An 18281-nucleotide genomic window follows, 5' to 3' on the forward strand; every position below is an offset into this window, starting at 1 on the left:
TGGGGGCACCGTGTGGCTACGCGGTCGCGCCTGCCTTTCGCCGCCACATGTCCACGAGGTGGGCCGGGGCCTTCTCCGGTGACCCGGCGTCGTAGGGCGGCTGGGGGTCGTACTCGATGAGGAGCTGGACGGTCTGGGCGCGCTCGTCACCCGCGATCCTGCCGACGAGGGTGAGGCCCATGTCGATACCGGCGGACACGCCCGCGGCCGTGACGTACTTGCCGTCGAAGACCACGCGCTGCCCCGTGGAGCGCGCGCCGAGCTCGTCGAGGGTTTCCAGGGCCAGCCAGTGCGAGGTCGCCTCGCGGCCCTCCAGGAGTCCGGCGGCGGCGAGCGCAAGGGAGCCCGTGCACACCGACGTCGTCCACGTGGTGGTCGCGTCGACGGCACGCAGCCAGTTGAGCAGCGGCGCGTTCTCCCTCTGGTCGGCCTGGCCGGGGCCGCCGGGGACCACCACGATGTCCGGGCGCTGCACCTCGTCGAAGGTCTTGGTCGCGACGAGCGCGAGCTGCCCGCTGTCGTCGCTCACGGGCCCTGTCCGCTCGGCCACGAACACCACCTCGGCGTCCGGGATGCCGCCGAGTGTCTGGTAGGGGCCGACGGCGTCGAGCGCGGTGAAACGCTCGTACAGGGCGATGGCGATCTGCATGGGTGCTCCTCGGATGTGCGATCGGTGGCGTGCGTCAGTCGTCGGCGCTGTGCGTGTTTTTCAGTGCGGTGCGGTCAGGGGGCTGTGGAAGCGGCGGCGGTACTCGGCCGGTGGTGTGCCGAGCGCCTTCACGAAGGCGCGGCGCATCGCCTCCGGGGTGCCGTAGCCGCAGGCGCGCGAGACCTCCTCGACACCGTCGGACGTGTCCTCCAGGAGCCGCCGCGCCTGCTCGACGCGGACCCTGTCGACGTACTTGCCCGGTGTCGTGCCGGTCTCCGCCTGGAAGGAGCGGGCGAAGTGCCGGGGCGAGAGCCGGGCGCGTCCCGCGAGCGACTCCACACTGAGGTCGCCCCCGGGGTTCTCGCTGATCCACCGCTGGACCTCGCGCAACGGCTCGCTCTTCGCCGTCTGGGCCGAGAGCTGCGCGCTGAACTGCGCCTGGTTCCCTGGGCGGCGCAGGAACACCACCAGATAGCGCGCCACGGTCAGGGCGGTGTCGCGGCCCAGGTCCTCCTCGACGAGGGCGAGCGCCAGGTCGATGCCCGCCGTCACACCGGCGGAGGTGGCGACATGGCCGTCGCGTACGTAGATGGGGTCCGGGTCCACCTCGACCTCGGGGTGGTCGCGGGCGAGCGTGTCGCAGTACGCCCAGTGCGTCGTCGCGCGGCGGCCGTCGAGGAGCCCGGCGCGGGCCAGGAGGACCGCGCCCGTGCAGACGGACACCAGGCGGCGGGCGCGCGGGGCGTGGACCCTGAGCCAGCCCACCAGGTCGGCGTCCTCCTCCCGGGTGCCCGCGCCGCCGGGGACCAGCAGGGTGTGCCAGGTCCGCGACGCCGCCTCCGCCAGGGAGATGTCGGGGACCAGTGTGAGCCCGCTCGACGTCCTGAGCGGGGCGCCGTCGAGGGACGCCGTGACGACGCGGTAGGGCTCGGTGTCCTGATGACAGTGGCTCGCTCCGGTGAAGACCTCCAGAGGGCCCGTGACATCGAGGCTCTGGACGCCGCCGAAGAGGACGACCAGGACGGTTCGCTGCTCCATGCCCCGATTCTTGGGGCGGGCGCCGACGGCTGCAATGACGAGTGCCCCACCTTTCCTGCCATGGTGGCGGGCCTCGCCCCGCGACGGAGCCGGGCGGTGACGGAGCTGGACGGTGACGGAGCCGGGCGGTGACGGAGCTGGACGGTGACGGAGCCGGGCGGTGACGGAGCTGGACGGTGACGTGGTCGGCGGTCCTGGACCGGACGGGACTTCACGTCATACCGACCAGTCGGTAACGTAAGGGCATGACCTCTTCGACGACTTCCGCACCCGTCGGCGCGGCCCTGCCCCCGCGCGCGGGACGGCGCTGCCACGGCGTGCTCAACACCGTGCACACGACGCACTACTTCGCCCCCGACGCGGGCCGTGAGCTGGCCGCGCTCGGCATCACGCACCCCAAGGCCGTCAACTTCGCGATCCGGGGAGCGGCGATGGGGGCCGTGGGCGCGGGCGTGATCACTGCCGCGTTCTACAACTACAAACCGGAGGTCGTGGCGCGGTTCGTGCCCGACGTGTGGCGCACCGCGACACCCGAGGACGTGCTCGCCGCCCGGCTGCGCGCCGTCGACTCCACGCTGCGCCGCCTCCTGGGCGACGACGTGCTGTCCTCGCCCGAGATGACCGAGGCGGCCGGGCTCGCCCTGCGGGCCGCCGAGGCCTGCTCGCCGGGCGGCCGCCCGCTGTATGCCGCGCACGCCGCCCTGCCCGTCCCCGAGGAGCCCCACCTCGCCTACTGGCACGCGGCCACGCTGCTGCGCGAACACCGGGGCGACGGCCACCTGATGGCGCTCCTGGACGCGGAACTCGACGGCGTGGAGGCGCTGGCGAGCCACACCGCGACGGGCAAGAGCATGACGCCCAAGTGGAACCTGGCCACGCGCGGCTGGTCGCCGGAGGACTGGGACGCGGCCGTCGAGCAACTGCGCGGGCGCGGAATCCTCGACGCGGCGGGCGAGTTGACGCAGGCGGGTGTCGCGCTGCGGCAGCAGATCGAGGAGCGCACCGACCGCCTTGACCGCGCTCCCTACGAACACCTCGGCGCGGCCGGTGTGGAGCGCCTCACCGAACTCGGCTCCGCGTTCGCCGGTGCGGTCGTGCGGGCGGGCGCGTTCCCCGGGGACCTGCTCGGCAAGGCCTGACATGCTCCCCCGTCCGCGGGGTACCCGGATGTCCCCGCGACTTCGAACAGCTCTCCGTGGAAGAAGTTCCGTGGAAGAGGTCGGGGAGACGAAGGGAGAACCTCGTGTTCCGTGCGATCGCGGACGTACTGCGACAGATCGCTGGTGCCATCGCCACCGTCGTCACGCTGCCTTTCCGGGCGCTGGCCCGGCTGTTCGGCGGAGCTTCGCGTTCCGGTGGCAGGTCGGGGCGGACGCGCCGGGTCTGACTGCCTCGCTGTCGGTGCCGCCTGCCACAATTGGGCGGCAACCTCAGTGAGAAGGCGGTACCGGAACGTGACGACCACTCCAGCCTCCATCGAAAGCAGGATCGCCGACGAGCTCGGCGTACGGGAGCGGCAGGTGAAGGCCGCCGTGGACCTGCTCGACGGCGGGTCGACGGTGCCCTTCATCGCTCGCTACCGCAAGGAAGCGACCGAGATGCTCGACGACGCGCAGTTGCGCACGCTCGAGGAGCGGCTGCGCTATCTGCGGGAACTGGAGGAGCGGCGCAGCGCCGTCCTCGAATCGGTGCGTGAGCAGGGAAAGCTCACCGACGAGCTGGAGGCCCGCATCCGCGAGGCCGACACGAAGGCCCGCCTCGAGGACATCTATCTGCCGTTCAAGCCCAAGCGGCGGACCAAGGCGCAGATCGCCCGCGAGGCAGGTCTCGAACCGCTCGCCGACGGGCTGCTCGGCGACCCGGCGGTGGAGCCGGTGGCGGCCGCCGCCGCGTTCGTCGACGCCGGCAAGGGCGTCGCCGACCCGCAGGCCGCCCTGGACGGGGCCCGCGCCATCCTCACCGAGCGGTTCTCGGAGGACGCCGACCTCATCGGCGAGCTCCGTGAGCGCATGTGGGTGCGGGGGCGTCTTGCCGCCAAGGTCCGCGAGGGCAAGGAGGAGGCGGGCGCCAAGTTCGCCGACTACTTCGACTTCACCGAGCCCTTCACGGAGCTGCCCTCGCACCGCGTTCTCGCCCTGCTTCGCGGCGAGAAGGAGGACGTGCTCGACCTGGTCCTGGAGCCGGAGGAGCCGAGCGAGGAGCGGGTGGGTCCTTCGTCGTACGAGGACTCCATCGCCCGGCGCTTCGGTGTCGCCGACCGCGGCAGGCCCGCCGACAAGTGGCTCGGTGACACGGTGCGCTGGGCCTGGCGGACCCGGATCCTGGTGCACCTCGGCATCGACCTGCGGCTGCGGCTGCGGACGGCCGCGGAGGACGAGGCGGTGCGGGTGTTCGCGGCGAACCTGCGCGACCTGCTGCTCGCCGCCCCCGCGGGCACGCGCGCCACGCTGGGCCTCGACCCCGGCTTCCGCACGGGCGTGAAGGTCGCCGTGGTGGACGCCACCGGCAAGGTCGTGGCGACGGACACCATCCACCCGCACGTCCCCGCGAACAAGTGGGACAAGGCCATCGCCACCCTCGCCCGCCTCGCCGAGCAGCACCACGTCGACCTGATCGCGATCGGCAACGGCACCGCGTCCCGCGAGACCGACAAACTCGCCGCCGACCTCATCACCAGGCACCCGGAGTTGAAGCTCACGAAGGTGATGGTCTCCGAGGCCGGCGCCTCGGTGTATTCGGCGTCCGCGTTCGCCTCGCAGGAGCTGCCGGAACTCGATGTGTCGCTGCGCGGCGCCGTGTCCATCGCGCGGCGGCTCCAGGACCCGCTCGCCGAGCTGGTGAAGATCGACCCGAAGTCCATCGGCGTGGGTCAGTATCAGCACGACCTGTCGGAGGTGAAGCTGTCCCGATCCCTCGACGCGGTCGTCGAGGACTGTGTGAACGGCGTGGGCGTGGACGTGAACACGGCCTCCGCGCCGCTGCTCGCCCGGGTGTCCGGCATCGGCTCCGGCCTCGCCGAGAACATCGTGGCCCACCGCGACGCCAACGGCCCCTTCAAGAACCGCAAGGGCCTCAAGGACGTGCCCCGGCTCGGCCCGAAGGCGTACGAGCAGTGCGCGGGCTTCCTGCGCATCCGCGGCGGCGACGATCCGCTCGACGCCTCCAGCGTGCACCCGGAGGCCTATCCGGTGGTGCGGCGGATGGCGGGGACCGCGGGCGGTGACGTCGGGGCGCTGATCGGTGACACGGCGACGCTGCGGTCGCTGAAGGCCGTCGACTTCGTGGACGACCTCTTCGGTCTGCCCACGGTCACGGACATCCTCAAGGAGCTGGAGAAGCCCGGGCGCGACCCGCGGCCCGCCTTCAAGACGGCGACCTTCAAGGACGGCGTCGAGAAGATCTCCGACCTCACGCCGGGCATGGTCCTCGAAGGCGTCGTCACGAACGTCGCGGCGTTCGGTGCCTTCGTGGACGTCGGCGTCCACCAGGACGGCCTGGTGCACGTGTCGGCGATGTCCAAGACCTTCGTCAAGGACCCGCGCGACGTGGTGAAGCCGGGTGACATCGTCAAGGTGAAGGTCCTTGACGTCGACGTCCCGCGCAAGCGCGTCTCCCTGACGCTGCGCCTCGACGACGAGGCCGCGCAGGACTCCGCGGGCGGGGATGGTGGCCGTAAGGAGCGCGGCGGCCGCCCGCCGCAGCAGCGCGGGGGCCGCGGCGGCGGCCGGGAGCAGGGTGGCGGCGGCCGTCCGCCGCAGCAGGGCGGCGGCGGCCGCGCCCAGGGCGGCCGGAGCGGCGGCGGCAAGGAGCAGCCCCGGGGCGGCGGCAGGCCCCAGCGCCAGGGCCCACCGCCCGCGAACGACGCGATGGCCGAGGCACTGCGCCGCGCGGGCCTGGTCGACCCCAAGCACCGCTGACCGGGGCGCCCCGTCCGGGTCGCCGCCGGGGGTGACCCGGGGTGACCTGGGCGGTCGGGCCGTGCATGCCTGCGGCGGGACGGTCGCGGGCGGTGTTCGGGGCGGACGCCCGGCGCAGCCATGAGGTCGGCTGCCCCGAGCGGGGCGGGTGCCTGGGAGGGTGGTGTCAGGGGGAAGGTTCTGTCACTTTGCCTGCCGTTACCTCCAGGCGGCGGGTCACATGGACGGCGTCGAGCATGCGGCGGTCGTGGGTGACGAGGAGCAGCGTGCCCGCGTAGGAGTCGAGGGCCGACTCCAGTTGCTCGATGGCGGGCAGGTCGAGGTGGTTGGTGGGCTCGTCGAGGACCAGCAGGTTCACGCCGCGGCCCTGGAGCAGGGCGAGCGCGGCGCGGGTGCGCTCGCCGGGCGACAGGGTCCCCGCGGGCCGCAGCACATGCTCGGCCTTGAGCCCGAACTTGGCGAGGAGCGTGCGGACCTCCGCCGGATCGGTGTCGGGCACGGCCGCGCGGAACGCGTCGAGCAGCGACTCCGCGCCGTGGAACAGGGCGCGCGCCTGGTCGACCTCGCCCACGACGACGCCCGAGCCGAGCGCCGCGTACCCCTCGTCCACGGGGACACGGCCGAGCAGGGCGGCAAGCAGGGTCGACTTGCCGGAGCCATTGGCGCCGGTGATGGCGACCCGGTCCGCCCAGTCGATCTGCAGACCCACCGGTCCGAGCGTGAACGCGCCGCGGCGTACGACGGCCTCGCGCAGGGTCGCCACGACGGCGCCGGAGCGCGGCGCCGCGGCGATCTCCATCCGCAGCTCCCACTCCTTGCGGGGCTCCTCCACGACGTCGAGACGCTCGATCATGCGCTGGGTCTGGCGCGCCTTCGCGGCCTGCTTCTCGCTGGCCTCGCTGCGGAACTTGCGGCCGAGCTTGTCGCTGTCGGTGGCCTTGCGGCGGGCGTTCTTGACGCCCTTGTCCATCCAGGTCCGCTGCATCTGCGCCCGGTCCTGGAGGGCCGCGCGCTTGTCGGCGTACTCCTCGAACTCGTCACGGGCGTGCCTGCGGGCGACATCACGCTCCTCCAGGTACGCCTCGTAGCCACCGCCGTAGAGGTTGATCTGCTGCTGCGATAGGTCGAGTTCGAGGACCTTGGTGACCGTGCGGGCCAGGAACTCGCGGTCGTGGCTCACGACGACGGTGCCCGCGCGCAGCCCGCGTACGAACGACTCAAGACGCTCCAGGCCCGCGAGGTCCAGGTCGTTGGTGGGCTCGTCGAGCAGGAACACGTCGTAGCGGGACAGCAGCAGCGAGGCGAGGCCCGCGCGGGCCGCCTGGCCGCCGGAGAGCGCCGTCATCGGGTGGTCGAGCCCCACGTCGAGGCCGAGCGATCCTGCGACCTCCTCGGCGCGCTCGTCCAGGTCGGCGCCGCCGAGGGCGAGCCAGCGCTCCAGGCTGTGGGAGTACGCGTCGTCGGCACCGGGGGCGCCGACGACGAGGCGTTCGGTGGCGTCGTCCATGGCGGCCTGCGCGGCGGCGACGCCGGTGCGGCGGGCCAGGAAGCCGTGGATCGTCTCCCCCGGCCTGCGGTCGGGCTCCTGGGGCAGATGACCGACCGAGGCCGACGGGGGCGACAGGCTCAACTGGCCGGACTCCGGGGTGTCCAGGCCCGCGAGGAGGCGGAGCAGGGTGGACTTTCCGGCCCCGTTGGCACCCACGAGGCCGATGACGTCGCCGGGGGCGACGACGAGGTCCAGGCCTTCGAAGAGGGTGCGGTCGCCGTGGCCGGCGGCGAGGTGCTTCGCGACAAGTGTGGCGTTCATCAGGCCCATGAGCCTAGCCGCACCGGCAGACGGCCACGGCGAGCGGCCGTGGCCCGGCCGGGCCACGGCCCCGGGCCGCGCCTGACCGCCCGCCCGCTCAGGGCCGCGGCACCGCGACCGTCACGCTGTCCGGGGTCCGCGCCACCACATGGCGGGCCTTCCCCGGCAGCGGGAACCGGTGCTCCCCCGGCTCAAGGACCTCGTCGAGGACTTCGTGGACGCGGGTGCGCTGGAGCCGGTCGAGCCGGTAGGCGGTCAGCCGGACCCGGCAGGCGGAGGTGACCTCGGCGACCACCGCGTCCCCGGTCACCTCGACCCGCGCGAGGCGTCGCTGCCCCGCGGGACTGCGGTCGAGGGCGCCCTCGATCCGGGCGACGAGCAGCGGGACGACGGGCACGACGCCGTCGACGTACGCGATGTCGACCCCCGCGCCCTCGAAGGCCGCCCGCACCCCGTCCCGCGTCCCCTCCGGCACCGCGCGCCCGAAGACGACCGCCCCGTACGTCCGCAGCTCCTCGGCCGGCACACCGGCGGCGTCCGCCGCGATCTCCGCCCCGATGCCGATCGTCCGCAGGGCGGCGGCGAGCCTGGCGAGCAGCGCCACCCGCGCCCCGATGAGCAGCACACGCCGCCGGGCGCCCCGGGCCGCTCCCCGTTCAGGAGCCGCCCGAGCTGTGAGCGGTACTCGGCGCCGCGGAAGCGGAACGGGCCCATGCCGTGATAGCCGTTCAGGCCCAGGTCGGCGTGGGCGGAGGTCTGCCAGGCGAAGTCACGCCACACATAGTCGTCGCCGTCCTCGCCGCTCCGCTCGATCACGGCCGTGACGGCGCCGCACTCCAGGCCCTCGCACTCGGGGCAGCCGTAGATCACGTACCGCCCGTCGAGCAGGGGGGCGTCGGCTTCCAGGAGCAGTCGGCGCACATGCGTGGTGAAGATCGCGGGCGGGATGTCGGAGGCGAGCGGGGACACGGCGTCCAGGTCGGCGAGCTGGAAGAGGAGGGGGCGGCCGTTCACGATGAAGTCGACGAAGTCACGGTGGACTTGGTAGTCCCCGTTGGCGAGTACTCCACCGGCGCGCATCGCCGGTGCCAGGCCGAAGGACGCGTACACGGCAGACATGCTGTGAGTATCCCCACCCGACGGGGGGACTGCGCACGTGCGCACACATTCCGCTACGTTTTCGGGATGGGTGGGACCGGCAGTACGGATGTGATCGTCGTGGGCGGTGGGGTCATCGGGCTCACCACCGCCGTGGAGCTCGCGGAGCGCGGCCGCCGCGTCCGGGTCTGGGCGCGGGAGGCCGCCGAGCACACCACCTCGGCCGTTGCGGGCGGCCTGTGGTGGCCGTACCGGATCGAGCCCGAGGTCCAGGTGGGCGACTGGTCGCTGCAGTCACTCGCGGTGTACGAGAAGCTGGCGGCGGACCCGGAACGCACTGGCGTACGCATGGTCGACGGCGTACACGCGGAGACCAGCCTGGACGGGCTCGGGCCCTGGGCGGCGCGGGTGTCGGGGCTGCGGGCGGCGACCGCCGCGGAGTGCCAGGGGCCCGGCCTGTGGGCGCGGCTGCCGCTCATCGACATGCCCGCGCATCTGGCGTGGCTGCGGGGGCGGTTGCGTGCGGCGGGGGGCGCGGTCGAGCAGCGGACCGCGCACAGCCTCGACGAGGCGCTCGGGGAGGCGCCGGGTGTCGTCAACTGCTCCGGTCTCGGCGCCCGCGGCCTGGTGCCCGACGACACGGTGCGTCCGGTGCGGGGCCAGTTGGTGCTCGTGGAGAACCCGGGACTGCGTACGTGGTTCACGGCCGCGGATCCGGCGTCGTCGGCCACGACGTACTTCCTGCCGCAGCCCGGGCGCCTGGTGCTCGGCGGCACCGCCGACGACGGCGACTGGTCCCTGGAGCCGGACCCGGCGGTGGCGAGGGCCATCGTCGAGCGGTGCGCCCGGATCCGCCCCGAGATCGCGTCGGCCCGCGTGCTCGGCCACCGCGTGGGCCTGCGCCCCGCCCGCCCGTCGGTCCGCCTGGAACGCGAGCCCCGGGGCGCGGGCCGCACCCTGGTCCACAACTACGGCCACGGCGGCGCAGGAGTAACGGTGGCCTGGGGCTGCGCCCGAACAGCGGCCCACCTCCTGGAGCCCCCACGCCCCTCCTGACACAACAGGCCCAAGGAAGCTGTGGCTCCCAACCGGCGAAGCCGGGTGTATCTTTCCGCCGCGACGGCGAGCAACCCGATCAACGCCCCCCGGCGGTGCCGAACCAACCCCGCCCGATCCAGGGGCACGCCCGAACGGGAACGACCCCCGCCCCCGGCACAGAACCGGGACCGAGGGCCACCCCACACCCCGTGGAGGGGGAAAGCTCAGCGGGCCGGATCGGGCCGCTTCTCCACAGGCGAACCCGACCCGGGCTCGCCACCCTCCCCGGTGTCGGACGGTCCGATCCGAATCTCGAACTCGCCGACGCCGTACTGCTCGTGACCGGCGATGACGGCCTTCTCGACGGCCTCGGTGCCGTGTTCGCCGCGCACGATCAGCGGGTCGTGGCGCAGATCGCGCATCAGCGCCACGCACATGCCGATCATCACCAGGGTGAAGGGCGCCGCCACGAGGATCGTCAGATTCTGCAGGCCCTTGAGCGCGTTGTCGTTCCCGTCACCGATCAGCAGCATGATCGCGGCGACCGCTCCGGTGACCACGCCCCAGAAGACCACGACGAGTCGGCCGGGTTCGAGCGAACCCTTCTGGGAGAGCGTGCCCATGACGATCGACGCGGCGTCCGCGCCGGACACGAAGAAGATGCCGACGAGGATCATCACAAGCAGGCTGGTGGCTGTCGCGATCGGGTACTCGTGCAGCAGACCGAAGAGCTGCGCCTCGGGGGTGGTCTCGCCCTCCAGGCCGCCCCGCTCCTTGACCTTCATGGCGCTGCCGCCGAAGACGGCGAACCAGACCAGGCTGACGGAGCTGGGGACCAGGATGACGCCGCCGACGAACTGACGGATCGTACGCCCGCGGCTGATGCGCGCGATGAACATGCCGACGAAGGGCGTCCAGGAGATCCACCACGCCCAGTAGAAGACCGTCCAGCCGCCGAGCCAGTCCGAGACGCCCTCACCGCTGGACGCCTCCGTGCGGCCGATCAACTGCGGCAGATCGTTGAGGTAGGCGCCGATCGAGGTCGGCAGCATGTCGAGCACGATCACGGTCGGGCCCGCGATGAACACGAAGACGACAAGCAGCAGCGCGAGCACCATGTTGATGTTCGAAAGCCACTGGATGCCCTTCTCCACGCCGGAGACCGCGGACGCCACGAAGGCCACGGTCAGTACGGCGATGATGGTGACGAGCAGGCCGGTGCCCGCCTTCTCCATCCAGTCGAGTTCCTCGAAGCCACTGCCGATCTGCAGCGCGCCGAGACCGAGCGAGGCGGCGGAGCCGAAGAGCGTGGCGAAGATGGCGATGATGTCGATGACCCGCCCCCACGCCCCGTGGGCGTGCTTCTCGCCGATGAGCGGCACGAAGACGGAGCTGATGGTCTGCCGCCGGTTGCGCCGGAAGGTGCTGTAGGCGATGGCGAGGCCGACGACCGCGTAGATGGCCCAGGGGTGCAGGGTCCAGTGGAACAGGGTGGTCGCCATGGAGGTCTCCATGGCGGCCGCCTTGTCCGCGGGGTCGGTGCCGGGCGGCGGCGTCGTGAAGTGGGCGAGGGGTTCACTCACTCCGTAGAACATCAGGCCGATGCCCATGCCGGCGCTGAACATCATCGCGACCCACGACACGGTGCGGAACTCGGGCTCCTCGCCCTCCTTGCCGAGCGTGATCTTGCCGTAACGGCTCATGGCGAGCCACAGGGCGAAGACCACGAAGCCGGACGCCGCCAGCATGAAGGCCCAGCCACCGTTGTGGATGAGGCCTTCGAGCATGTCGGAGGTGATGTCTTCGAGGGTGTCCGTGGCAAGGGCGCCCCAGACCACGAAGGCCAGGGTGAGCCCGGCGGTGACGCCGAAGACCACCCGGTCGGTCCGTGCTCGCCCCCCGCGGCCCACCGACAGCGGTGGACCTCCTCCGGGATCCGCTTTCTGTGATTCCTGGGTCACAAGTGCACCTTTCGCGGAGTTGTTGATCGTGCGGTGTTCTTCTCCGCTACCCCCTACCACAAGTGACGTGCGCTCCGATGCCTCAACAGTCGGTGTCGGGCTGCCCGATGACGAGGTGATAGGACGCGCGTTCGTCCAGGAGCAGCGGGACGAGCGCGCGTGCGGGCTGCCGCAGCGGCACGAGCGCGCCCGCGCCGTCCCGCTTCACGGTAACGCCGTGGAGGCCGAGTTCATCCTTGACGTCGGCGAACTGTTCCGGTGTGAGGCGGTAGCCGCACGCCGGGTCCTCGATGGTCTCGCCGGGTTCGGCCGGGTCGTTGTCGGCGCCGCCGAGGTACACCGGACCCCGGTCGCGCAGCCCCGCGAGCCGGGACGCCGTGCTCGCCGCCTCCAGGCGCCACCGGTGGCTTTCGGCGTAGGAGAAGAGGCCGTCGAGTGCCGACAGTTGAGAGCGCACCCGGCGCCGGTTGTTGAGGGACTCGTCCCTTTTCTCGGCTTCGGTGACGGGGTCGACGCGGCTCTCTATGAGGAGTCCCGCCGCGTGTTTCAGACCGGAGGCGTTGCGCAGGATGCGTTCCTGGCCGTCGCCCGCGACTTGTTTGATCGGCGCTCCGGTGACCGGGTCGGTCCAGATGCCGTAGGTGCCGGTGGTGTAGCCGTCGGACTCGGCGGCGGGGCGGACGTAGTCGCGCGAGAGGGCCTTCGCCTCGCGGTGCAGCGCGCCGTGGGTGTTGAGGTTGCGCGGCCAGAGGTCGAACAGGTCCTTGTCGTAGTACTTGGGTGTGGCGCCGTACTCGTGCAGGTCGTAGATGGCGTCGGGCTTGTGGTCACGGATGACGGCGGCCATGGCGCGGCCCTCGGCGGTCTTGAGGGCGATGTGGTCACGGTTGATGTCGACGCCGTCGGAGTTGCCGCGGGTGTCGGCGGCCCGGCCGTCGGGGTTGGCGGTGGGCACGACGAGGAGGGTGGTGCGGGACAGGAACCGCCGGGTCTCCTTGTCCTTGGCGTAGGCCAGATCGCGGATGGTGGTCAGACAGGCCTCGCGCCCGGACGGTTCGTCACCGTGCTGGCTGCACACAAGCAGCACGGTGCTCGCGGTGCGGCGCTCCCCGACGCGCACGAGCTGCACCGGCCGGTCCTGCTTCGTGGTGCCGATGCGGGACACCGAGACGCGGTCGGTGGCCTTGTCGACGGTCCTCAGGAGCTGCTGCTCCTCGGGCTGACTGGTCCAGCGCGCCCCGTCGCTCTCTTCGAAGCCGGTGCGCGGCGGTGCCGGGGACGCCTGTGCGGGGGCCGTGAGCAGCGGCGCGGCGAGGACCGCGCAGGCTCCGGTCAGAGCCAGGGCGCGTATTCGGGGCGTCATGAAGTGCGGCCTCCAGGTACTTCGGATATCCCGGATATGCCGGGTGTTCCGGATATGCCGGGTACGGGGTCGATCCGGCGCGGTGGTGCGACACCGTCGAGCCGGGACCCGCGCGGTGCGGTGGAGTGCGGTGCGGCCGGGCGCGGGACCGTGGCGAGTGCCTTGGCGCCGCCGACGAGCGGTACGCGGGCGACGGTGCGGGCGAGGTCGACGGTGAGCGTCGGGGTGTCGGCGGGGGGCACGATGAGGTTCCTGTCGGTGCCGCCGACGATCAGTGCGAGCCGGTGGCCCTTGCGTACGACGTGGTCGCTCGCGGCCAGGTCCAGGGTGATGGTGTACGGCTTGCCTGGCGTCAGCGGCCCGCCGTGCTGGTCGGACGCGTGGTTGCCGAGGTCGGCCCAACCGCGGCTGAAGATGGTGTAGTCGACGTCGGCGGTCCTGGCCCGGGTGTTCTTGAAGCAGGAGCTGTCGCCGGGTGTGCTCCGGCCCCAGCAGGAGCGGTCGGGCAGCGTGTCGATGCCTTCGTCGTCGTGGGTGTAGTCACGGATGGTGCCGGGGCCGATGTCGGCGAGGACGGCCGTCAGATGGGCTGTGCGCGTCGACGGTGTGACGGTGACCCGCACCTGCGAGGAGCCGGAGACCCGCAGATCACGGGCGAGGGGGCGGGTGGTGAAGCCGTTCTTCGCGGGCGTGGCCGTGTCGATCGCCGAGGCCCAGTCGGCCTCGCCGAGCCGCCGGTCGTCGGTGAAGGTCTCGGTGCCCTTGCCGGGGCGCTTGCCCAGGGTGCCGACGCCGGGCGCGGTGCCCTTGGCGGGGCGCAGCGCGGTGGTGGAGGTTCCGCGGGGCGGCCAGACGCGGTCGGTGGTCCAGCGGTCGGGGGCGCGCTCGATGTCGGCCATCGGCTCGCGGTCGATGCCGTTGCGGTAGCCGAGGAGTTCATGGTCGAACCAGCGGTGCAGGGTGCGCACCCAGTCGGCGCGCCGGAAGTCGAAGGGGTCGACGTGCCCGGCCTGGCTCAGCCAGATCTTCCGCTGTACGCCGGCGTCGGCGAGGGCGTCCCACCACTGCCCGAAGTGCTTGGTCCGCACGTTCAGGTCCTGCAGGCCGTGTACGAGGAAGACGCTGGCCCGCACCTTGCGGACGTCGGGCACGTGGTCGCGTTCGGTCCACAGCGGGGTCCAGTCGCCGCTGCGGGGCGCCCCGGCGACGAGTTGCTGCTTGACGTGGCCGCAGCGGGTGGCGGCGTCGGGGCTCTCGATGCCGCGCGCGAGTCCGTCGGGGCCGCTGTTGTACAGCGGGGCGCCCTTGGCGAAGTAGTAGTCGTACCAGGAGGAGATGGCGCCGATCGGCACGATGGTCCTCAGGCCCTTGACGCCGGTGGCGGCGACGCCGTTGGCGACGGTGCCGTCGTAGCTCTTGCCGATCATTCCGGTGCGGCCGTCGGTCCAGCCCGCGTCGGCACGGCGGTCGCCGGTGCGGGTGGTGTAGCCGCGGGCGCGGCCGTTCAGCCAGTCGACGACGGCCTTCGCGGACCGCACGTCGGAGCGGCCGCCGACGTCGACGCAGCCGTCGGAGCGGTTGGTGCCCGCGAGGTCGACGGCGACGTAGGCGTAGCCGCGGGGCACGAAGTAGTTGTCGTAGTACAGCGGGAACCGGACGGGGTCGCCGTTCGCGTCGTACGTCTTCTTCTGGCTCTCGTTGCCGCGTCCGCAGCAGGAGTAGTACGGACTGGCGTCCATGATCACGGGTATTTTCCGGCCCTTGGCCGCGGGTTCGCGGGGCCTGACAATGTCGACGGCGACGCGGTCGGTGCGGCCGTCCGCGTCGCCGTCGAGCCGGATGTCGACCCACACGGACTCACGTATCGCGTCCGCGTAGGAGTAGATGGGCTTGCTCTCCTTGGCCCGGCCTGCCAGTTCCCGGGCGTCGGGAGTGCGCGGCGCGGAGTGGGCGGCGCCGCCCGGGGACAGGAGGGTGGCGAGCAGGGCGGCGAGCGCCGCCGTCAGGAGCGTTCTCCACATCGCCGGGCTCAGCGGGGTCTTCGGGCGCGTGCGTCGCGCGCGTATCGGCATGGCGCGGAAGGTACACGCGTCAACTCCTGGCGGAAAGAGGGCCGTACGTGCCGGTGAAAGGTGCGTGGGGCAAGAACGCACATGTCGGCTGAATGGCGATCGTGTGACATATGCGGCCATGGACATGGCCAGGGGTGACGGTGCTCAATAGGGTCGACGACATCGTGACGTACCGCGTCGGGCAGGGACGGCGGCTCCGCACCCCGGGGGCCGCCGTGCCGCGTCCTGGCGCAATCGACCGCATTTCATGATGACTTGGAGATATCCGTGCACCGCAGACTCATCGCCCCGGGCGCGCTCGCGGCCTCGCTCGCCCTGCTGGCGATCCCGGCATCGGCCGCCGACTTCTCCCCCGGGGCTCCGGGCGCCGGCGACCCCTACTACCCGGACGCGGGCAACGGCGGCTACGACGTCTCGCACTACGACCTGCGTCTGAAGTACCAGCCGAGGACGGACCTGTTGGAGGGCACGGCCACGCTCCAGGCCACCGCCACGCAGAACCTGTCCCGCTTCAACCTGGACTTCGGCCTGAAGGTCAGCGAGGTCCGGGTGAACGGCAAGAAGGCCGCGTTCGCCAAGACCGGTGAGCAGGAGCTGGAGGTGACCCCGAAGGCGGGCCTGACCAAGGGCAGTTCCCTCTCGGTCGTCGTGAAGTACGCGGGCAAGCCGTCCGAGGTGAAGATCCACGGCTTCACCGCGTGGCAGCGCACGCCCGACGGCGGCGTGGCGGCGCAGGAGCCGGAGTCGTCGGCCTGGTGGTTCCCCGGCAACGACCATCCGCGGGACAAGGCCACGTACGACGTGTCGGTGTCCGTGCCCGACGGTACGCAGGCCATCTCCAACGGGGTGCTCCAGTCGCAGTCCTCCAAGCTGGGCTGGACCCGCTACAACTGGCGTTCCAACAAGCCGCAGGCCACGTATCTCGCGACGCTCGCCGTCGGCAGGTTCGACATCACCACGGACAAGACGGAGAACGGGCTTCCCGTCCTCAACGCCTACAGCAAGGACCTCGGCGACAACGCGGGCGCGGCGCGCGCGAGCATCGAGCGGACCACCGAGGTCGCCGAGTGGCTGGAGGAGGTGTTCGGCAAGTACCCCTTCAACGCGCTCGGCGGTTATGTCCCGAACGTCCCCGCCAGCTATGCCCTGGAGACCCAGACGCGGCCGTTCTACGGCCCGCGGGCCTTCGCCAACGGCTCGAACGTCTCCATCGTCGTGCACGAGCTCGCCCACCAGTGGTACGGCGACAGCGTCTCCGTCGAGAACTGGAAGGACATCTGGGTCAACGAGGGCTTCGCCCGCTACAGCCAGTGGCTGTGGTCCGAGAAGGAGGGCGAGGGCACGGCCCAGGAACTCGCCGACCACGTGTACGCCCAGAACGCCGCGGACTCGCCCTTCTGGCAGGTCAAGCCGGGTGACCCGGGTCCGGACAACCAGTTCCACATAGCCGTGTACGACCGCGGTGCCCTCGCCCTGCAGGCGCTGCGCAACGAGATCGGGGACGAGGCCTTCTTCCGGATCCTGAAGGGCTGGCCGAAGGAGCGGGCGTACGGCAACGCCTCGGTGCGCGACTTCGTGTCGTACGCCGAGAAGGTCAGCGGCAAGCCGCTCTCCGGGCTCTTCGACACCTGGCTGTACCAGGTGGGCAAGCCGGGGGCGCCCGCCGCTCGTGACGCCGGGGTGGCCCGGGCCGCGGGGAAGGCCGCGCCGGCGAAGCCGAAGTCGTGGAAGAAGATCGCTGCGACGAACACGGTGCACGACCATGAGCACGCCGGGGAGCACGGCGCGGGCCACGACCACCGCTGACGGTTGCCTGCGCGGCCTGTGGACACGCCGGTGGGGCGGTACCCCGGGGTACCGCCCCACCGGCAGGGGGTTACTTGGTCAGGTCGGCCGCTTCGCGGTCCTGCTTGCGGCGGATCGCGTACCAGCCGACGGTGAGGCCCGCCGCCACGATCGGGATGAGGAAGAGCGTCTTGCGGCCCACCTCGGCGTCCTTCCACATCAGGCCGAGCACGGCGAGCAGGAAGGCGATCGTGACGTACTGCGTGACACCGCTGCCCGGAAGCCGGAAGTCCGGCCTGGTCAGGTGGCCCTCCTTGGCCCTGCGGACGAAGGCCAGGTGGCACACCATGATGCTGATCCAGGTGCCGATGATGCCGAGCGAGGCCACGTTCAGGACGATCTCGAAGGCCTTGTCCGGCACGACGCGGTTGAGTGCGACGCCGAGGACACCCACCGAGGCGGTGAGCAGGATGCCGCCGTAGGGCACCTGGTTGCGGTTCATCCTGGCCGTGAACTTCGGCGCCGAGCCCGCCATGGCCATGGAGCGCAGGATGCGTCCGGTGGAGTACAGGCCGGAGTTCAGCGAGGACATGGCCGCCGTGAGGACGACGAAGTTCATGACGTCGCCGGCACCTGAGACACCGATCTTGGAGAGCACGGTGACGAAGGGGCTCTCGTCGGCGGAGTACATCGTGCCGGGGAGCAGCAGCGCGAGCAGCACGACCGAGCCGACGTAGAAGACACCGACACGCCACATGATCGAGTTCACCGCGCGCGGGACGACCTTCTGCGGGTCCTTGGTCTCACCCGCGGCGACACCGACCAGCTCCAGGGACGCGTACGCGAAGACGACACCCTGGAGCACGATCACGACCGGCATCAAGCCGTTCGGCAGGAAGCCGCCGTGGTCGGTGATCATGTTCAGGCCGGGCTTCTCGCCGCCCACGTCGTGCTGCGTGGAGACCAGGAAGATGCCGACGAACATGAAGGCCACGAGCGCCGCGACCTTGATGATCGAGAACCAGAACTCCATCTCGCCGAACCACTTCACGGAGATCAGGTTCACGGCGAGGACCACGGCGAGCGCGGCGAGGGCGAGCGCCCACTGCGGGATGTCGGTGAAGAAGCTCCAGTAGTGCGTGTAGAGCGCGATGGCCGTGATGTCGGCGATGCAGGTGGTCGACCAGTTGAGGAAGTACATCCAGCCGGCGACGTAGGCACCCTTCTCGCCCAGGAACTCACGGGCGTAACTCACGAAGGAGCCGGACGAGGGCCGGTAGAGGACCATCTCGCCGAGGGCGCGGACCACGAAGAACGCGACGATGCCGCACACGAGGTACGCGACGGCGAGGGCGGGCCCCGCCGAGTGGAGGCGGCCACCCGCCCCGAGGAACAGGCCGGTGCCGATCGCGCCACCGATCGCGATCATGTTGACGTGGCGGGCCTTGAGGTCCTTGCTGTAACCGGCGTCGCCCGCGTCCGCGGGGGCGGCCTGGGACGCGTTGCGGGCGTCCGTGGCCGTGTCTACGGCGTCGTTGCTCACGTGGAAG

12 protein-coding genes and 1 pseudogene are annotated in these 18281 nt (G+C 71.5%); 5 read left to right on the forward strand and 8 right to left on the reverse strand.

Annotated elements, in window-relative coordinates:
• Positions 1–16 precede the first annotated feature (16 nt).
• Positions 17–649 (reverse strand): DJ-1/PfpI family protein, encoded by a 633-nt coding sequence (locus IG78_RS0108300; protein WP_030560745.1) that lies wholly within the window; start codon positions 647–649, stop codon positions 17–19.
• A gap of 60 nt (positions 650–709) precedes the next feature.
• The gene (locus IG78_RS0108305; RefSeq protein ID WP_030560746.1) at positions 710–1687 is read right to left on the reverse strand and encodes a GlxA family transcriptional regulator; all 978 of its coding nucleotides are present in this window, start codon (positions 1685–1687) and stop codon (positions 710–712) included.
• A 245-nt stretch (positions 1688–1932) separates the two neighbouring features.
• Here IG78_RS0108305 and IG78_RS0108310 point away from each other — a divergent pair, with 245 nt between their 5' ends.
• From IG78_RS0108310 to IG78_RS0108320, 3 genes are all read left to right on the forward strand, one after another.
• Positions 1933–2826, forward strand: coding sequence for an SCO6745 family protein (locus tag IG78_RS0108310; protein ID WP_030560747.1), 894 nt, complete (start codon positions 1933–1935; stop codon positions 2824–2826).
• A gap of 104 nt (positions 2827–2930) precedes the next feature.
• Positions 2931–3074, forward strand: a complete 144-nt coding sequence (locus IG78_RS50065) for an LPFR motif small protein (protein WP_169749679.1) — start codon at positions 2931–2933, stop codon at positions 3072–3074.
• 67 nt (positions 3075–3141) lie between these two features.
• Positions 3142–5604, forward strand: coding sequence for a Tex family protein (locus tag IG78_RS0108320; protein ID WP_030560748.1), 2463 nt, complete (start codon positions 3142–3144; stop codon positions 5602–5604).
• Between the two features lie 166 nt (positions 5605–5770).
• On the opposite strand, the gene IG78_RS0108325 is transcribed toward IG78_RS0108320, so the two are convergent.
• Together IG78_RS0108325 and IG78_RS41800 are read right to left on the reverse strand one after the other, a co-directional pair.
• The gene (locus tag IG78_RS0108325) at positions 5771–7414 is read right to left on the reverse strand and encodes an ABC-F family ATP-binding cassette domain-containing protein (protein ID WP_030560749.1); all 1644 of its coding nucleotides are present in this window, start codon (positions 7412–7414) and stop codon (positions 5771–5773) included.
• Between the two features lie 97 nt (positions 7415–7511).
• Positions 7512–8533 (reverse strand): annotated as a pseudogene (locus IG78_RS41800) (oxidoreductase).
• Positions 8534–8599: 66 nt separating this feature from the next.
• Between IG78_RS41800 and IG78_RS0108335 the strand changes: the two are divergent.
• Positions 8600–9568: an FAD-dependent oxidoreductase gene (locus tag IG78_RS0108335; protein ID WP_030560750.1), complete on the forward strand. Its 969-nt coding sequence runs from the start codon at positions 8600–8602 to the stop codon at positions 9566–9568.
• A gap of 206 nt (positions 9569–9774) precedes the next feature.
• Here the strand turns inward: IG78_RS0108335 and IG78_RS0108340 are convergent, their stop codons facing one another.
• The 3 genes from IG78_RS0108340 to IG78_RS0108350 form a co-directional block, all read right to left on the reverse strand.
• A complete protein-coding gene (locus IG78_RS0108340) occupies positions 9775–11511 on the reverse strand; it encodes a BCCT family transporter (protein WP_430738991.1) in 1737 nt (578 codons plus the stop codon).
• An 82-nt stretch (positions 11512–11593) separates the two neighbouring features.
• Entirely contained in the window at positions 11594–12874 is a 1281-nt protein-coding gene (locus IG78_RS0108345; RefSeq protein WP_030560752.1) for a M14 family metallopeptidase, read from the reverse strand.
• The gene (locus IG78_RS0108350; RefSeq protein WP_078964719.1) at positions 12871–14946 is read right to left on the reverse strand and encodes a Xaa-Pro dipeptidyl-peptidase; all 2076 of its coding nucleotides are present in this window, start codon (positions 14944–14946) and stop codon (positions 12871–12873) included. Before IG78_RS0108350 ends, IG78_RS0108345 begins: the two co-directional genes overlap by 4 nt.
• A gap of 267 nt (positions 14947–15213) precedes the next feature.
• On the opposite strand from IG78_RS0108350, the gene IG78_RS0108355 reads away from it, so the two are divergent.
• Positions 15214–16752, forward strand: a complete 1539-nt coding sequence (locus tag IG78_RS0108355; RefSeq protein ID WP_030560754.1) for a M1 family metallopeptidase — start codon at positions 15214–15216, stop codon at positions 16750–16752.
• A gap of 70 nt (positions 16753–16822) precedes the next feature.
• On the opposite strand, the gene IG78_RS0108360 is transcribed toward IG78_RS0108355, so the two are convergent.
• A complete protein-coding gene (locus tag IG78_RS0108360; protein WP_030560755.1) occupies positions 16823–18274 on the reverse strand; it encodes an amino acid permease in 1452 nt (483 codons plus the stop codon).
• Positions 18275–18281 lie beyond the last annotated feature (7 nt).

Origin of the sequence: Streptomyces aureocirculatus, assembly GCF_000720475.1 — a bacterium.
Taxonomy (GTDB): domain Bacteria; phylum Actinomycetota; class Actinomycetes; order Streptomycetales; family Streptomycetaceae; genus Streptomyces; species Streptomyces aureocirculatus.

What these genes read in the sequence shown, in the direction of transcription:
- IG78_RS0108300 (WP_030560745.1), bottom strand. Translation starts at nt 649, where the DNA reads ATGCAGATCGCCATCGCCCTGTACGAGCGTTTCACCGCGCTCGACGCC.
- IG78_RS0108305 (WP_030560746.1), bottom strand. Translation starts at nt 1,687, where the DNA reads ATGGAGCAGCGAACCGTCCTGGTCGTCCTCTTCGGCGGCGTCCAGAGC.
- IG78_RS0108310 (WP_030560747.1), top strand. Translation starts at nt 1,933, where the DNA reads ATGACCTCTTCGACGACTTCCGCACCCGTCGGCGCGGCCCTGCCCCCG.
- IG78_RS0108325 (WP_030560749.1), bottom strand. Translation starts at nt 7,414, where the DNA reads ATGAACGCCACACTTGTCGCGAAGCACCTCGCCGCCGGCCACGGCGAC.
- IG78_RS0108335 (WP_030560750.1), top strand. Translation starts at nt 8,600, where the DNA reads ATGGGTGGGACCGGCAGTACGGATGTGATCGTCGTGGGCGGTGGGGTC.
- IG78_RS0108345 (WP_030560752.1), bottom strand. Translation starts at nt 12,874, where the DNA reads ATGACGCCCCGAATACGCGCCCTGGCTCTGACCGGAGCCTGCGCGGTC.
- IG78_RS0108350 (WP_078964719.1), bottom strand. Translation starts at nt 14,946, where the DNA reads ATGCCGATACGCGCGCGACGCACGCGCCCGAAGACCCCGCTGAGCCCG.